Source organism: Phocaeicola sp. RTP21198st1_B8_RTP21198_201120 (genome assembly GCF_040929485.1).
GTDB classification, from domain to species: domain Bacteria; phylum Bacteroidota; class Bacteroidia; order Bacteroidales; family Bacteroidaceae; genus Phocaeicola; species Phocaeicola dorei.
Map to the genome: position 1 here is coordinate 305,322 of NZ_JBCOCI010000001.1, position 17,674 is coordinate 322,995.

At 42.7% G+C, this 17,674-nt stretch carries 10 protein-coding genes; 8 read left to right on the forward strand and 2 right to left on the reverse strand.

The window, feature by feature from the left end; all coding sequences use genetic code 11:
* Positions 1-14: 14 nt before the first annotated feature.
* From AB5935_RS01100 to nagA, 6 genes are all read left to right on the forward strand, one after another.
* A complete protein-coding gene (locus tag AB5935_RS01100) occupies positions 15-2,339 on the forward strand; it encodes a family 20 glycosylhydrolase (protein ID WP_038610613.1) in 2,325 nt (774 codons plus the stop codon).
* Between the two features lie 94 nt (positions 2,340-2,433).
* Positions 2,434-3,561, forward strand: coding sequence for a cyclically-permuted mutarotase family protein (locus AB5935_RS01105; RefSeq protein ID WP_007832021.1), 1,128 nt, complete (start codon positions 2,434-2,436; stop codon positions 3,559-3,561).
* Positions 3,558-5,612 (forward strand): family 20 glycosylhydrolase, encoded by a 2,055-nt coding sequence (locus AB5935_RS01110; RefSeq protein WP_007846244.1) that lies wholly within the window; start codon positions 3,558-3,560, stop codon positions 5,610-5,612. Before AB5935_RS01105 ends, AB5935_RS01110 begins: the two co-directional genes overlap by 4 nt.
* 26 nt (positions 5,613-5,638) lie before the next feature.
* Positions 5,639-7,891 carry a GH92 family glycosyl hydrolase gene (locus AB5935_RS01115; protein ID WP_038610610.1) on the forward strand — a complete coding sequence of 751 codons (2,253 nt, stop codon included), beginning with the start codon at positions 5,639-5,641 and terminating at the stop codon, positions 7,889-7,891.
* 2 nt (positions 7,892-7,893) lie between these two features.
* On the forward strand, positions 7,894-10,398 hold the full coding sequence (gene galB / locus AB5935_RS01120) for a beta-galactosidase GalB (RefSeq protein ID WP_038610607.1): 2,505 nt from the start codon (positions 7,894-7,896) through the stop codon (positions 10,396-10,398).
* 174 nt (positions 10,399-10,572) lie between these two features.
* Entirely contained in the window at positions 10,573-11,736 is a 1,164-nt protein-coding gene (nagA, locus tag AB5935_RS01125) for an N-acetylglucosamine-6-phosphate deacetylase (protein ID WP_008672042.1), read from the forward strand.
* A gap of 84 nt (positions 11,737-11,820) precedes the next feature.
* Here the strand turns inward: nagA and AB5935_RS01130 are convergent, their stop codons facing one another.
* A complete protein-coding gene (locus AB5935_RS01130; RefSeq protein WP_038608128.1) occupies positions 11,821-12,507 on the reverse strand; it encodes a response regulator transcription factor in 687 nt (228 codons plus the stop codon).
* 28 nt (positions 12,508-12,535) lie between these two features.
* Positions 12,536-13,969, reverse strand: a complete 1,434-nt coding sequence (locus AB5935_RS01135; RefSeq protein WP_038610604.1) for a sensor histidine kinase — start codon at positions 13,967-13,969, stop codon at positions 12,536-12,538.
* A 171-nt stretch (positions 13,970-14,140) separates the two neighbouring features.
* Between AB5935_RS01135 and AB5935_RS01140 the strand changes: the two genes are divergently transcribed.
* Together AB5935_RS01140 and AB5935_RS01145 are read left to right on the forward strand one after the other, a co-directional pair.
* Complete coding sequence (locus tag AB5935_RS01140; protein WP_038610601.1) at positions 14,141-15,007, forward strand: GLPGLI family protein; 867 nt, start codon at positions 14,141-14,143, stop codon at positions 15,005-15,007.
* A gap of 4 nt (positions 15,008-15,011) precedes the next feature.
* Positions 15,012-17,672: a carboxypeptidase-like regulatory domain-containing protein gene (locus tag AB5935_RS01145; protein WP_038610598.1), complete on the forward strand. Its 2,661-nt coding sequence runs from the start codon at positions 15,012-15,014 to the stop codon at positions 17,670-17,672.
* Positions 17,673-17,674 lie beyond the last annotated feature (2 nt).

The following is a 17,674-nucleotide window of genomic DNA, read 5'->3' on the forward strand; positions in this document are numbered from 1 at the left end:
AATTAATATCTATTATGAAAACTTTAATGGGCCTTGCAGGGCTGACAATGGCAGGTTTTATGCTTTTATCCTGTAACACAGAAGTAAAAGAAGCAAATTATCAGATAATTCCGTTACCGCAGGAAATTTCGGTAATGGATCAGGCTGCTCCGTTCATTTTGTCAAATGGAACTAAGATAATGTATCCGGAAGGCAATGAAAAGATGCAAAGGAATGCTGAATTTCTGGCAAGTTATATCAAAGATCTTACCGGAAAGTCATTGGCTGTACAAGCTGGCACAGATGGCAAGGGGATAATCCTGCAATTGGGTGGAAATGCTAAAAATCCTGAAGGATACCAGTTGAAGGTAACCAGCGACCAAGTGGTTATTTCCGGACCTACGGAAGCCGGAGTATTTTATGGCATCCAGACTTTGCGTAAATCTATTCCGGTGGCACAAGGAGTGGATATCGCTTTACCGGCGGTTGAAATCAATGACTATCCTCGTTTCTCTTACCGTGGTGCTCATTTGGATGTTTCCCGTCATTTCTTCCCGGTTGATTCGGTAAAGCGTTTTATAGATATGTTGGCTTTACATAATATGAATCGTTTTCATTGGCATCTTACAGATGATCAAGGTTGGAGAATTGAAATCAAAGGTCTTCCTGAATTGACGGAAGTGGGTTCTAAGAGAACGGAAACCGTTATCGGTCATAACTCGGGAAAATATGATGGAAAGCCTTATGGTGGCTTCTTCACACAGGAAGAAGCAAAAGAAATTGTAGCTTATGCTGCCGAACGTCATATCACGGTTATTCCTGAAATAGATTTGCCGGGGCACATGCAAGCGGCATTGACTGCATATCCTAACTTAGGCTGTACAGGTGGTCCGTACGAAGTATGGAAAATCTGGGGAGTATCGGAAGATGTGCTTTGTGCAGGAAATGATGAAACCTTGAAATTCATAGATGATGTATTGGGAGAAATTATTCAGATTTTCCCGTCAGAATATATTCATGTGGGTGGTGATGAATGTCCTAAAGTGCGTTGGACAAAATGTCCAAAGTGCCAGGATCGTATCAAAGCTTTAGGTATTAAGGCTGACAAGAACCACACGGCAGAGGAAAAATTACAGAGCTTCATTATCAATCATGCGGAAAAATACTTGAATGACCACGGACGTCAGATTATTGGCTGGGATGAAATTCTGGAAGGTGGGTTGGCTCCTAATGCTACTGTCATGTCATGGCGTGGTGAAGGTGGCGGTATTGAGGCTGCCAAGCAGAAGCATGATGTTATTATGTCACCGAATACTTATTTGTATTTTGACTATTATCAGAGCAAGGATGTGGAACAGGAACCGGAAGCCATTGGCGGTTACTTACCTTTAGAACGTGTGTATAGTTATGAACCTATGCCGGCATCACTGACACCGGAGGAACAGAAATATATTAAAGGTGTACAGGCTAATTTGTGGACTGAGTATATTCCTACATTTAGTCAGGTGGAATATATGGAATTACCACGTATGGCCGCTTTGGCAGATATTCAATGGACAAATCCTGAACATAAGGATTATCAGGATTTCTTGCAGCGTTTGGTACGTATGGTGAAGATATATGATGTATATCAGTATAATTATGCCAAGCACGTGTTTGATGTGACTGCCCGGTTTGAGCCTAATGCGGAAACTGGTACGGTGGATGTTACTTTGTCTACTGTAGACAACTGTCCGGTATATTATACATTGGATGGCACAGATCCCACTACCGCTTCACAGCTTTATACAGAACCGGTGAAGATCAATACAAATTGTACGTTTAAGGCTATGGCTGTCCGTCCTACAGGCAATAGTCGTATTGTGAAAGAAGACATTGCGTTCAGCAAATCGACTTCAAAGAAAATAACAGCTCTACAACCTGTGAACAAGCAATATGAATTTGCCGGTATCTCTACCTTGGTGGATGGTTTGAAAGGAAATAGAAATTATAAGACAGGACGTTGGATTGCTTTTTATAAGAATGATATGGAAGCCGTGATTGATTTCGGGCAGCCGGCTGATTTCAGCAAAGTGACACTTACTACAAATGTGGAGAAGGGTGACTGGATATTTGACGCGCGTTCCATCAGTGTCGCTGTTTCAGAAGACGGTGAGAATTTCAAGCAAGTAGCTTCAGAAGAATATCCTGCAATGACTTTGGATAATCCAAACCAATTATATGAACATGTATTGAGCTTTGAACCTGTGAAAGCACGTTATCTGAAAGTATTGGCAAAGCCGGAATACAATATTCCTTCTTGGCATGGAGGTAAAGGAAATCCTGCTTTTCTGTTTGTAGATGAAATTACTGTAGATTAATTGTAAAATCAGTGCTGGTGTTGCGTAGCGTTTGTCCTAAAAGATAGCTGCGCAACACTGCTTGTAAAGAATTTGTAAACTTCACCATGAAAACATGATCAGGAAAATAATATATGGCATTTATGCGATAATAGGCATGATGGTAGTGACTGCTTGTAGCAGCCGGCCGGATGTTTATGAAATATCTCTTGAGAAAATGCAGGGATTTCCTACGGAGGATGCTGGTTTTCTTAAGGGAGTTTCTGCATTATATGCGGGAGTGATTGATGGAAATTTATTAATAGCCGGAGGTTGTAATTTTCCCGATACACCGGCGGCCGATGGCGGGAAAAAAGTCTTTTACCCAGATGTATATATAACCTCTTTGTCAAATGATACGGCTTTTGAGTGGAAAAAAATAGGCCAACTGCCTCAGGCAGCAGCTTATGGAGTCACTATTTCTACTGAAAAAGGGTTAATTTGTGTTGGAGGAGCTACAGCAACCCATAGCCTGTCTGATGTTTTTCTTTTATCTTTGCAAAAAGACGTTTTGAAAAAGGATACGTTACCATCCTTACCTGCAACTATAGATAATATGGCAGGTGCATTAGTAGGACATTCACTATATATTGTCGGGGGAAATGTAAATGGCATTCCGTCCTCGGCCATGTACATGCTTGATCTGTTGGATTTGTCTGGAGGATGGAAAAAAGAAACAGATATTCCGGGTGAACCCAGAGTACAACCTGTTTGCGTGGCGCAAGACGGAAAACTTTATATATGGGGTGGCTTTGCCCCGGCTATTGAAGGGCACCAGGCTTCTTTATCGGTAGATGGATATATGTATTCTCCGGAAACGAAAGAATGGTCATCGGTTGCCACTCCGTGTGATGCAGAAGGTAATGAGATCTCTTTAGGTGGTGGAATGGGAACCTCTTTTGGCGAGGGGATGATATTGTGTGCCGGAGGAGTTGATAAGGATATATTCTTAAAGGCTCTCCAAGGTATTTATGCGGGAAAAGAATATTTGTCACATCCTGTAGAGTGGTATCGGTTTAACAGAAATCTGCTGCTCTATCATCCACAGACGAATAAATGGACTACATTAGGCGAATATGAGCAAGGTGCGCGTGCCGGAGCTGTAATAGTTTCTCAGGACGGATTCCATTACATTATTAATGGAGAACTGAAACCGGGCATTCGTACCAATGAAATTAATAGAATTAAAGAAAATAGAAGATGAGAAAATTGATTATATTGGCAGGAGCTGCATTGGGCTTGTTGTTTGCAAGTTGCACAAAGGAAGAGCAACGCACACTTTCTGTTATTCCTGCACCATTGAAGGTGGAATTGCAACAGGGAGTGTTTCCTCTGAATCCGGAAACAGGATTGTATATAGATGCGTCCGAAGGAGATAAAAAGATTTTGAAGGATTATTTGGCGGCTTCTTTCATGAAGCTGAAACCGGTAGCGGCAGAAGAGGGACATACTATTGTCTTGAAGCAAGTGGCTCAATTGCCGGAGGTAAACTCTTCCGAGGGGTATGTTCTGACGGTAACTCCTGATCAGGTACTTATTCGTGCGACTTCCGGAGCAGGACTATTCTATGGAGTTCAGACTATGCTGCAAATGGCTGATGAAAAAGGATTGCCGGTAGGAATCATTACAGACGAGCCCCGTTTTGCTTATCGTGGCTTTATGATGGATGTTTCCCGTCATTTTTTCAACAAGGAATTTATAAAAAAGCAGATGGATGCTTTGGCATATTATAAATTGAACCGTTTGCATCTGCATCTTACTGACGCTGCGGGCTGGCGTATTGAAATAAAAAAATATCCCCGTCTGACAGAATTTGCGGCATGGCGTGAGTTTCCTACATGGAAAGAATGGTGGAATAACGGACGACGGTATGAAGAAGAAGGTAGTAAAGATGCTCACGGAGGTTATTATACTCAAGATGATATCCGTGAACTGGTGGCATACGCTCAGGAACGTTTTATTACTGTTATTCCTGAGATAGAGATGCCTGCACATTCGGAAGAAGTACTGACTGCTTATCCCGAGTTGTCTTGTACACACGAACCTTACAAACAAGCCGATTTCTGTGTCGGTAATGAAAAGACTTTTGAGTTTCTGGAAAATGTGCTGACAGAGGTGATGGAACTTTTCCCGTCCGAATATATTCATATAGGAGGGGATGAGGCCGGTAAAGCCTCATGGCCCACTTGCAAACTGTGCCAGGCACGTATGAAAAAAGAGGGCTTGAAAGATGTGAACGAGTTACAGAGTTATCTGATTCATCGTATCGAGGTCTTTTTGAATGCCCACGGACGTAAATTATTGGGTTGGGATGAAATATTGGAAGGTGGTTTGGCGCCTAATGCTACTGTCATGTCATGGCGTGGCACGGAAGGGGGAATGAAAGCGGTTGATTCCGGCCACATGGCTATTATGAGTCCGGGTGAGTTCTGCTATTTTGATTCTTATCAGGATGCTCCTGATTCCCAGCCGGAAGCAATAGGAGGGTATCTGCCTTTGGCCAAAGTTTATTCATTTAATCCTGTACCCGATACTTTGAGTGCGGATAAAGTCCAGTTAGTGTATGGAGTACAAGCTAATTTATTCACAGAATATATTCCGACTCCGGAACATGCGGAAATGATGATTTATCCTCGTATTCTTGCGTTGGCGGAAGTTGCTTGGAGTGATCCTTCTGTGAAGAACTATGATGATTTTCATGCTCGCGCATTGAAAGAGGTAGAGGCATTGAAAGCTGAAGGATACCATCCTTTCGATTTGAAAAATGAGATAGGAAATCGTCCGGGAGCGGATCAGCCCATACAACACTTGGCAGTAGGTAAGAAAGTGACTTACGGACCGGATGCCGCTTATTATCCCGGCTATTCGGCTGGTGGTGATAGTGCCTTGGTAGATGGGGTGATTGGAGGCTGGACTTATGGTGACAAGCGCTGGCAAGGTTTCATAGACAAAAAAAGAATGGATGTGACCATTGATATGGAAAAAGAAACAGAAATTCATTCTGTTGGAGCAGACTTTATGCAGGTGTGTGGACCTGAAGTCTTTATGCCTTCAGAAGTAATCATTTCCGTTTCTAATGATGGTAAGGAGTTTACGGAACTGAAGCGCATGGAACACAAAGTAGTGAAGGATGACAAGGTGACTTTCACCAACTTTGGTTGGGAAGGAAATGCCAAAGCACGTTACATACGTTATCAGGCATCTTCGGGTGAATTCGGAGGTTTCTTGTTTACAGATGAAATTGTAGTGAAATAATAGAACCTATATAAACAACAAATAGCATGAAGAAACAAATTTTGTTATCGGCTGTTCTGATTTGTATCTCAGTTTTTTCTGCGGCAGCACAGAAAGAGCCGGTAGATTATGTAAACCCTTTTGTGGGTACTACTAATTACGGTACGACAAATCCCGGAGCATTAACTCCTCATGGAATGATGTCGGTGACTCCTTTCAATGTGATGGGAGTTCCCGAAGGGGATAAGGATAAAGATAAGCAATGGTGGTCCACTCCATACGAATTCAATAATAAATATCTTACCGGTTTTGCGCACGTTAACCTTAGCGGGGTAGGCTGTCCGGAATTGGGGTCATTGTTATTGATGCCTACCACCGGCAAACTGGATGTGGATTATCATAATTATGGAAGTTTCTATCAAGGTGAGACTGCAAATCCGGGTTATTATACCAATATACTGGATAAATACAATGTGAAATGTGAACTGACTGCCACCCCACGTACCAGTATGGCACGCTTTACTTTTCCTGCCGGACAAAGCAATATCTTGTTGAATCTGGGAGAGGGATTGACCAATGAGAGTGGTGCTACCGTTCGTTTTGTAAACGACCGTGAGATTGAAGGTACCAAGTTGTTGGGAACTTTCTGTTACAATCCTCAGGCAGTATTTCCCATCTATTTTGTAATGCGTATCAACAAAGTACCGGCAAAACGCGGTTATTGGAAAATGATGCGTCCGATGGGTGTGGAGGCGCAATGGGACGATACAGCCGGTAAATACAAACTCTATACTGCTTATACAAAAGAAATAAGCGGAGATGATATAGGAGTGTGGTTTACTTACGATACTACGGCGGAAGAAGTGATTGAGGTCAGTATGGGCGTATCTTTTGTCAGCATTGAGAATGCTCGTCTGAATTTGGAAAAAGAACAGCCTTTCGGCACAACATTCGACAAACTGCGTGCGGAGGCCCGTAAGAGATGGAACGATGATCTTTCCCGTATCAAGGTAGAAGGTGGCACGGAAGAACAAAAGGGAGTATTCTATACCGCTATGTATCATACCATGATTCATCCTAATATTTTGCAGGATGTAAGCGGACAATATCCACAAATGGAGGGAGACAAGATTCTGACCACCAACCGTAACCGTTATACGGTGTTCTCATTGTGGGATACTTATCGTAACTACCATCAGTTGATGACTTTGGTCTATCCGGAACGTCAGATGGATATGATACATACTATGATGGGTATGTATAAGGAACACGGATGGTTCCCGAAATGGGAATTATATGGTCGTGAAACATTGACTATGGAAGGTGACCCCTCTATTCCTGTTCTGGTAGACAGTTGGATGAAGGGATTGCAAGACTTTGACATTGACGAAGCTTATAAGGGAATGTATAAGTCGGCCACTACTCCGGGCAAGGATAATCTGATGCGTCCGGATAATGACGATTATATGTCCAAAGGGTATGTGCCGATGGAAAGCCAGTATGACAACTCGGTTTCTCATGCTTTGGAATATTATGTTGCCGACTATGCGCTGTCCACTTTGGCAGAGGCTCTAGGTAAAAAGGAAGATGCGAAACTGTTCCGCAAACGTTCTATGGGGTATAAGAATTATTATAGCAAGGATTTCGGAACTTTGCGTCCTATCACCAAGGAAGGTAAGTTCTATGAACCGTTTGACCCGAAAGAAGGAGCGAATTTTGCACCTAGTCCCGGTTTCCACGAAGGTAACGCATGGAATTACACTTTCTTTGTTCCTCATGATATCAATGGACTGGTGAAACTGATGGGAGGTGATAAGAAATTTGTCGATAAGCTGCAAAGCGTGTTCGATGAAGGAAATTATGATCCGGCTAATGAACCCGATATAGCTTATCCTTACCTGTTCAGTCGTTTCAAGGGTGAAGAATGGCGTACACAGAAATTGGTGAAGGAATTGCTGGCTAAGTATTTCACAACTAAGCCGGATGGAATTCCTGGCAATGATGATACGGGTACGATGTCTGCATGGGCTATATTCAGTATGATGGGATTCTATCCGGATTGTCCGGGTGTGCCCGAATATACATTGACTACTCCTACTTTTGATAAAGTGACCGTTCAGCTTGATCCTAACTATTGGGGCAAGAAAGAATTGGTTATCAAGAAAGAAGGACAAGGGGATTATATAAAGGAAATCAGACTGGGCAATAAGAAAATTAATAAATATTTGATTTCGCATGATGATTTGATCAAGGCAGGTGAAATTACTTTTATAGTAACAGAAAATCCTAATAAGAAATAACTATGAATACGAAACGATTTTTGTGTGCTGCGTTAGGAGCTGTTTGTTGTTTTGCTTTTATGCAAGCGCAGGTACGTACAGAGCAGACTTTCGAAAAAGGGTGGAAATTTACGCGTGAAGATAATGCGGAATTTGCCAATCCCGGTTATAATGACAGTAAATGGCAGAACGTCACCGTTCCTCATGATTGGGCGATTTATGGTCCGTTCAGTATCAATAACGACAAGCAGGAAATGGCTATCACTCAGGATGGACAGACAGAGGCTCTGGAACATGCCGGCCGTACCGGAGGCCTTCCATTTGTAGGAACCGGATGGTATCGCCTGAACTTTGGTGCTCCCGGTTTTGAAAAAGGCAAGAAGGCTACTTTGATATTTGACGGAGCAATGAGCCATGCCCGTGTCTATGTGAACGGGCAGGAGGCAGGCTATTGGCCATACGGTTATAATTCCTTTTATGTGGATGCGACCCCTTATCTGAAACCGGGTGAGAAGAACGAGCTGGCAGTCCGTTTGGAAAACGAGCCTGAATCATCACGTTGGTATCCGGGGGCCGGTTTGTACCGCAATGTTCATCTGGTAATCAATGAAGATGCGCATATCCCGACATGGGGGACGTATGCTACCACTCCCGTGGTGACAGACAAATATGCAAAAGTGTCTTTGAAAACTTCTTTGGTTAGTCCCGAAGGAGCCAATAAGGATAATTACCGTATTGTGACGCAGATTAAGGATAAAAACGGCAAAGTGGTTGCTACCGGGGAAAACAAGTTAAGTGTTTTTGACAATACTTTGTTTGAACAGGAGTTTGCAGTAGCCAATCCTGAGTTGTGGAGTCCTGAAACTCCGGTTCTTTATACGGCTGAATCCAAAGTATATGAAGGGAATACCTTGAAAGACGAATATACCACTCGTTTTGGTATCCGTACCTTGGAGATTATCCCCGACAAGGGTTTCTTTCTGAATGGAAAATTGACCAAATTCAAAGGAGTATGTAACCATCATGACTTGGGCCCGTTGGGAGGTGCTGTAAATGATGCCGCTATCCGTCGTCAGATTCGTATTCTGAAAGATATGGGCTGTAATGCAATCCGTACTTCTCATAATATGCCGGCTCCCGAACTGGTGGAGGCTTGTGACGAGATGGGTATGATGGTGATGGCGGAATCCTTTGACGAATGGAAATCGGCAAAGATGGCCAATGGATATCATAAAGTATTTGATGAATGGGTGGATAAGGATTTGACGAATCTGATTCGTCACTATCGTAATAACCCAAGTATTGTGATGTGGTGTACAGGTAATGAAGTACCTGATCAGTGGAGCGGCAGTAACGGTCCGAAACTCTCGCGTATGTTGCAGGATATTTGCCATCGTGAAGACCCCACCCGCCCTGTAACACAAGGTATGGATGCGCCCGATGCCGTGGTAAACAATAATATGGCTGCCGTTATGGATGTGGCCGGTTTCAATTATCGTCCCCATAAATATCCTGAAAACTATAAGAAGTTGCCTCAGCAGATTATTTTAGGTAGTGAAACAGCTTCTACAGTAAGTTCGCGTGGTGTCTATAAATTCCCCGTTGTCCGTCAGGCTATGAAGAAATATGACGATCATCAGTCTTCTTCTTACGATGTGGAACATTGTGGTTGGTCCAATTTGCCGGAAGACGACTGGATTTGGCACGAGGATAACGCATGGGGGATCGGAGAGTTCGTATGGACGGGCTTCGATTATCTGGGCGAACCGACTCCTTATTATACTGACTGGCCCAGCCATTCTTCTTTGTTCGGTATAATCGACTTGGCCGGATTGCCCAAAGACCGTTACTATTTGTACCGCAGCCATTGGAACAAAGATGAAGAGACACTGCACATCCTTCCTCATTGGACATGGCCGGGACGTGAAGGAGAAGTGACCCCGATCTTTGTCTATACCAATTATCCGTCTGCAGAAGTGTTTATCAATGGCAAGAGCCAGGGTAAGCGTACCAAGGATTTGACTGTAACGGCTGAAAATAGTGCGGATTCTGCTTCCATAGCAGATTTCAAGCGCCAGAAACGCTACCGTTTGATGTGGATGGATACAAAGTATGAGCCGGGAACCGTGAAAGTGGTTGCATACAATGAGAAAGGAGATGCTGTAGCCGAAAAGGAAATCCATACGGCAGGTAAGCCCGACCATATAGAATTGGTTGCAGATCGCAATGAAATAAAGGCTGATGGCAAGGACTTGTCATTTGTCACGGTGAGAGTGGTGGATAAAGAAGGTAACCTTTGTCCCGATGCGCAACATCTCATCAAGTATGCTGTAAAAGGTGCGGGAACCTATCGTGCCGGTGCAAACGGAGACCCCACTTCATTGGAACTTTTCCATGTTCCGCAAATGAAAGTGTTTAACGGAATGATGACTGCTGTTGTGCAAAGCACCGATAAACCGGGAGAAATTACACTGACCGCAACAGGTAAAGGACTTAAATCAGGTAGGCTAGTTTTAATAAGTAAGTAAAAAGATTTGTTTCAATTTCCACTATCTGTGCCCCGCTTGATTTTATTAAGCGGGGCTTATTTATTAAAAAAGTTAGAAAATAATTGGGGAAATCTGTTTCAGAAAGTGAAAAAGTTGCTATTTTTGTTGGCGAATTTAATATGCCAATTAAAAATCCTAACTTATCATAGTATCATGTTGACCCAAATCATTAACGCAAAGATTCTTACCCCACAGGGCTGGTTGAAGGACGGGTCTGTCCTTATGCGCGACAATAAGATTTTAGAAGTTACCAATTGTGATTTAGCTGTTATCGGAGCCGAGCTGATTGACGCTAAAGGTATGTATGTTGTTCCCGGTGGTGTGGAAATCCATTGTCATGGTGGTGGTGGCGGTGATTTTATGGAAGGTACGGAAGAGGCTTTCCGTACAGCCATTAATGCTCACATGAAACATGGTACTACCAGTATTTTTCCAACATTGTCTTCTTCTACCGTACCGATGATTGAGGCGGCTGCCGAAACTTGTACCAAGTTGATGGCGGAACCGGACAGTCCGGTATTGGGATTGCACCTGGAAGGTCATTATCTGAACATCAAGATGGCTGGTGGACAAATGCCTGAGAATATTAAAGATCCGGACCCTAATGAGTATATTCCTATTGTAGAGAAATGGAATTGTATCAAGCGTTGGGATGCAGCTCCCGAATTGCCGGGGGCTATGCAGTTCGGAAAATACATTACGGGAAAAGGGATTGTGGCATCTGTGGCCCATACTCAGGCTGAATATGAAGACATTCGTTCTGCATGGGATTCAGGTTATACGCTGGCCACGCATTTCTATAATGCAATGCCCGGTTTTCACAAGCGTCGTGAGTATAAATATGAAGGAACAGTAGAGAGTATTTATCTGATAGACGATATGAATGTGGAAGTGGTGGCCGATGGCATTCATGTACCACCTACCATTTTACGGTTGGTTTATAAGATAAAGGGTGTAGAACGTGCTTGTGTCATTACAGATGCTTTGGCATGTGCGGCCAGTGACAGTAACGTGGCTTTCGATCCTCGTGTCATCATAGAGGATGGTGTGTGCAAACTGGCAGACCGTTCAGCATTGGCAGGCAGTGTGGCCACCATGGACCGTTTGATCCGTACCTTGGTGCAGAAGGCGGAAATTCCTTTGGAGGATGCTGTCCGTATGGCTTCCGAAACTCCTTCGAAATTTATGGGAGTATATGACCGTAAAGGTTCCTTGCAGAAAGGAAAAGATGCCGATATCTTGATTCTTGACCAGGATTTGAACATCCGTGCCGTATGGGCGATGGGCAAGCTGGTCGAAGGAACTTGTACATTATAAAAAAGAGTGCTTTCAGCAATTTGATACTCTTTATAGTTCGTCATTCTGAATGAAATGAAGAATGACGAACTATAAAGAGTTTTCTTATCCTTTTTCTATGTGTAACACATATCCTTTCTTCATCAGTGATTCTATCTTCACACTGGAGTCATTGCGCAACGCTTTTCGTAAATAGGTTATTTGTACATTCAATGCCAGCGAATTGGCATAGGATGAAGCTCCCCATACATGTTTCAACAGTATTTCCCGATCTACGGGAACATGGAGGTTTTTAGCTAATATTCGGAGTATCTCAGCCTGTCGGGAAGTAATCAGTACCTTGTTATTTCCTGTCCTTATTTCATTGGTGGTATAGTTGAATGTACTTTTCCCGAATGTATAGCTTTCTGTTTCAATTCTGTTGTCTACACATTGAAACCGTTCACGGATACGTGCCAACAGCTCTTCGGGATAAAAAGGTTTTGCTAGATAATCATTGGCCTGCAGATCAAAACCTTTCAGACGGTCGGCTTTATCGCTACGGTCTGAAAGAAAGAAAATAAGTACCTGATGATTTTGTTTCCGTATTTTTGCCGCTACCTCAAAGCCGTTCAGTTCGGGCATATTGATATCAAGCAATACCAAATCGGGCTTTATTAAGGGAAATTGCTGTAAAGCAATGTTTCCGTTCCCTGCGTAAGTAACTTCATAGCCTTCTGCTTCCAAAAAACGTTTTAAGAGCATGGAGTATTTTAAATCATCATCTGCGAAAAGTATTTTGATTGTTTTCATCTTATATGAATTTGAATTGTTGAAATGATTATTGAGGTAATACAATACTGAAAGTCGTTCCTTTACCCGGCTGGCTGGTCAAGGATACGTATCCGTGGTGTGCTTCGGTGAGAAGTTTTACGTAACTTAGCCCTAGTCCGATACCCGGTATATTTCGGTCTGGTATATGGCTGCCGCGATAAAACTTATCAAAAACCTTGCTTTGCTCTGCTGGCGGAATTCCAATTCCGTTATCTGTTATTTGTATAGTAAGGGTGTGTCCTTTCTGTATACAGGATAAATCAATCCGGACTTCTTTACCGGAGTACTTGATGGCGTTCTCTATCAGGTTGCTGATGATGTTGGCAATATGTACCGGGTCGGCGATGACCAAAGTGGATTCCATTTTATAGTGCGGATGAACCGTAACCTGTTTATCGGCAGGTATATTGGTAAGCCGGATTAATTTATTTACGGTTTCCCGTAAATCAAAAGTACGGATGTGGAGAGGCGTGTGTTCATAGTCAGCCCGTGTCATATCCCTTACTTTGGCTAGGTAGGCAGAAAGATTGTCCAGTTCAAACATGGAATCCTTTACTACTTCATCCATTGCTCTTTCGTCTGTACGCATGGACTTGTTGTTGAGAAAGGCAATACACATTTTCAAGGTTTGTACGGGGCGTTTCAGTTCATGTATCATGGTATTTACAAAGCTTTTTCTCATTTCGTCTATTTTCCGTTGTTTCAAAATGGTCTTGATCTGGTAGATAAGGCAGAATACCAAGAGCAGAACTAATATCAGGCTACCCAACAGCTGCCATGCCATTTGTTGGAGAAGGGAGGGGAAAGGTATCTGTATGGATGCCGTCAATGCCTGTTTAAGTAAAGGATTATAAGGATAAACAATATACATTTCAGGTTTGAACAATCGGGTGGAAGAGGTATAGCTTCCATGCCACAGGATAGAATCAGTCTGCATCAGTCTGATATTTGTCAGTTTTATCTGGTTGGCTTGTAATAGTGAATCAAAATTTTCAGCTCGAAAGGGGTGGGTCATCTCGGCTCTATAACGTGTGGCTGCATCAAATAGAATTTCATTGGAAATGTTCTCTACCCGAAAACTGTCGCGGACTATAACACTTTCCTCATTCAACAATGCATTCTGTTTTATCAATGAATCCAGATTATTAATTTCACTTTTTTGTCTATAAAAACTAATGACACAGGTTGTTTTGCCGTTTTGGTTCACCGAATCCGGCATTTCTATTTTGTAGCTCAGTGTATATTTGTGGTTGTTAGTCCGTTTGTCATAGCGTGTATTCATTTCTTCTTTTTCCAGTTGCAGTATTTGTTTATGCAGTTCCTGCATGAACGTTCTCGTTGAATAGCAATATTGGTGGTGAAGCCAATAGCCTTGACCGCCTATTATCAGTATAGCTGTAATGATAGTCAGTATCCATACTGTTTTTATTCTTTTTTCCATCTTTTCTTTTTTTCGTTAAAGCAAAGGTACGGGCTATCCTTAGATATGCAATGTACACGAGGGTTGTTTTTTCATCGGCGTAATATTTCAGTAATAATTTTGTGGTATCGGGAAGGAGAGAAGGACCTAGCTTTGCAGTATAAAATTCATCACTTAAAAACAATTCGGATTATGAAAAAGAAACTGGCAAACCTGTTATTTTTGGCAATCATGGCATTGCCGGCTACGGCGCAGATAACCATTCTCGCTATGGATGATGTGAAGAAAAGCGAACCCATAGATGAATTGGTTTTCCGTGCCCAGTATGAGTTGAAGATGGTAGAGGACACAACTAAGGCCGACCGTCAGCCCAATTCGGAAACGATGATGCTGGAAGTGGGAAAGAAATGTTCGCAATTTTATAGTTACACTACTTATCTTCGGGATTCTACTTTGATCGCCGACTATGCTAATAAAGTGTCCCAAGATGTCTTGCAGCAACATGCCAAGGCTTATGGAAACGGGCGTATTACATATCGGATTTATAAGAACTATCCTACGGGAAAGGTGACAACGCTTGACCGGTTGGCTACCAGTAATTTCCGTTGCGAGGAAAAGAATGAAAAACCGGTATGGACCTTATTACCCGATACGGCTACTATTCTGACTTATCATTGCCGGAAAGCAACTGGTCACTTCCGGGGAAGAAGTTATACGGCATGGTTCACGATGGAAATTCCTGTAAGTGAAGGGCCTTGGAAACTTTGTGGATTGCCAGGTCTCATCATAAAGGCTGAGGATGACCGCCGACATTATTCATTTGAATGTACAGGTATCGAGCAATTCCGTGGACCGAAACCACTTCTTTTCAATGGAAAAGGTTTTGAATCCATCAGTCGTAGAGATTTGAATAAGGTATATGAGCGTTATGCCAAGGACCCGGTAGGCTTTATCACTTCTACAGCCCCCAATGTAAAATTGACGATAAAAGATGAGCAAGGTAACACGTTGAAAAACTTTGAGTTACCTTATAATCCGATAGAATTATCTGAAAAATAACAAGATGAAAACAGCAATCATTCTCTCTTTGTTGAGCTTTTTGCTTCATATTCACACAAACGCACAAAACACGATAAAGGGACGGGTAACGGACAAAGTTACCCGTCAGCCTTTGGAATCCGCTACCGTCACTTTGCAACAGGGAGGGGATGGCAATATCATCAACTATACTTTGACAGATGCTGACGGACGTTTTCAACTTTCCTCTTCATCCTTGAAAGACAGGACAATAACGGTATTTTATATGGGTTACAGGAAAAAGACCATACCGGTACTTATCAGTCGTCCGTTAACTATCGAACTGGAGCAGGAAACTGTCTTGCTGAAAGAAGTACAGATTCGTCCGGGGCGCGTATGGGGAAGGCAGGATACCTTGAAATATGACCTCACCCGTTTTACATCTTCCAAAGATCGGAATGTAAGTGATGTGTTGAAAAAACTTCCCGGCATCAATGTGGAAGAGAATGGAACTATAAAATATAATGGAAAAGTGATCAGTAATCTCTATGTGGAAGGTATGGATGTGAGTGGCGGTCGTTATAATCAAATTAATAATAATCTGAAAGCGGATGCCGTACAGGCAGCGGAGGTCATTGAAGGACACCAACCCATTAAGTCCTTGCGTGGCAAGACCTTTACGGATGACGTTGCCTTGAATTTGAAATTGAAACCCGAAGTCCGTTCCCAATGGATTTATACCGTTATGGCAGGGGGAGGTTATGGAGAGAAAGCACTTTACGACGCTTCGTTCAATGTACTGCAATTGAGTCGTAACCGGCAGACTGTCTATACTTACAAGGCAAATAATATAGGCCGGAATCTGTTTTCCGACCAACAGAAACTGGCATCCGGCAATAGCTTTGACCGGGTGACGGACAGCAATCCTCCCATTTTTCTTCCTTTACCCGAACCGGCCATGCCCTTGTCGCAAAAAAGGCTGTTATTCAATGAAACGCATACAGCCTCTGCCAACCGCCTGTACCGATTGGATGAAGAAAAGCAATTACGATTTCAGTTAGGGTATATTCATGACCGCACAACCCGGCAATATGGAAGTGAGGAAATCTATTATTTTGCACAAGATACGGTGCATACGGCTACCAACCGGCATGACCGTTTAAAAACCGATTGTCTGAATGGTGAAGTAAATTATGAAGATAATGCTGCAAGTCGGTACACTCGTGAGAATTTTTCGTTTGCAGGAACATGGAAATCAGGAGTTTCGGATATAACGGGTGATAATGTTATTTTCCAAAAGATAAAAAATTCACAATGGGAATTGAAGAATTATTTCAACCAACTTTACACCAAAGAAAAATACACCTGGGGAATCCGGTCGTATATCCGTTACACCCATCTTCCTGCTTTACTGACAGTGATTCACCGCAACCTGCCCGTGTCATCTGCCGATAACAGACTGATTGCCACCTGCATCCACCGTAGGGACGAATTGAATTTGCCTGATAACATCAACGAAAACACATATCGAACTGTCACCGGACAGACATATGAATCTATCCCTATGGAATATGAAGAAATGAACATCGACAATGCCTACACGGATAATGCCCTTTATGGGATGCGGAAAAAGAATGGAGTGAATTACCAGCTTACAGGTGGTTTTCGTGGCGAACTTTCTTCGGTGAGACAGGAGAATAGTTACTCTGCTCCTCGTTATTCCTTCTATACTATTCCCCGTATAGAATGGGAGAGGACTGATTTTTTACTCACCGCTGCTGCCACTGTCTGGTGGAATCGTCTTCCAAAGCAATCTTATTCCCGTTTTTATGCCGCTCCCTCCCTTTATTTTCGCTATAAGTTTAGTCCCCGTTGGAAAATGTCCTTATCAGGCAGCCTGGACGAGAGTGAAGGAGGAATACAGGATATCTATCCTTTCCATTATCGTGAAGATTATCGTACTGTGGTGAAACACACGGGAAAAGTAGCTGTAACCGTCCGGCAACTTTATACCTGCTATCTGGAATACAAAAATACTGTCAAGGAATTTTTCTGGACTTTATCAGCTTCCTATTCCCACAATCGTTATAATCTGATGGCAGAACGTAATTATAAGGACGGTAATTTTTATCTTTCGTCTGTGGAAAGAAATCATTCCTCTTATAGTTACGCCTTGAATACCATAGGGTCGAAAGGGGTATATGACTGGAATTTGAAGACTTCTCTGGAACTGACTTTAGCACGCAATGAAGGTAAACAGTTGAATGAAAATATCGTTCAGAATTACAGGTATGACTATCTGCGCGTCGAACCTAAAATTGTGTGGGCCCCTTCTGCACTTTTTGAGGTTGAATACAAAGCGACGGTCAGTTGTGGGGGTTCCGGAATAGGAAAGGATACCCGTTTAGACCCTTTATGGGATGTAGCTCAACGGCTGACTCTCAGTTTGGGATTTCATGATACGGACTTCCGGTTATCCGGAGAGCATTTTTATAATGATTTAAGCAAGGACCAGCATCTGAATACTTGGCTTGCAGATGTTTCATTGATACATAAATCCGGAAAATGGAGGTTTACCGCTTCTGCTATGAATCTGTTTAATAAGGAACAATATCGTTATACTCTTTATTCTGCTGTGCAGAATTATACTTCTTGGGTAAAACTTCGTCCCCGCGAATTTATGGTATCTGTGCAATATCAGTGGTGAAA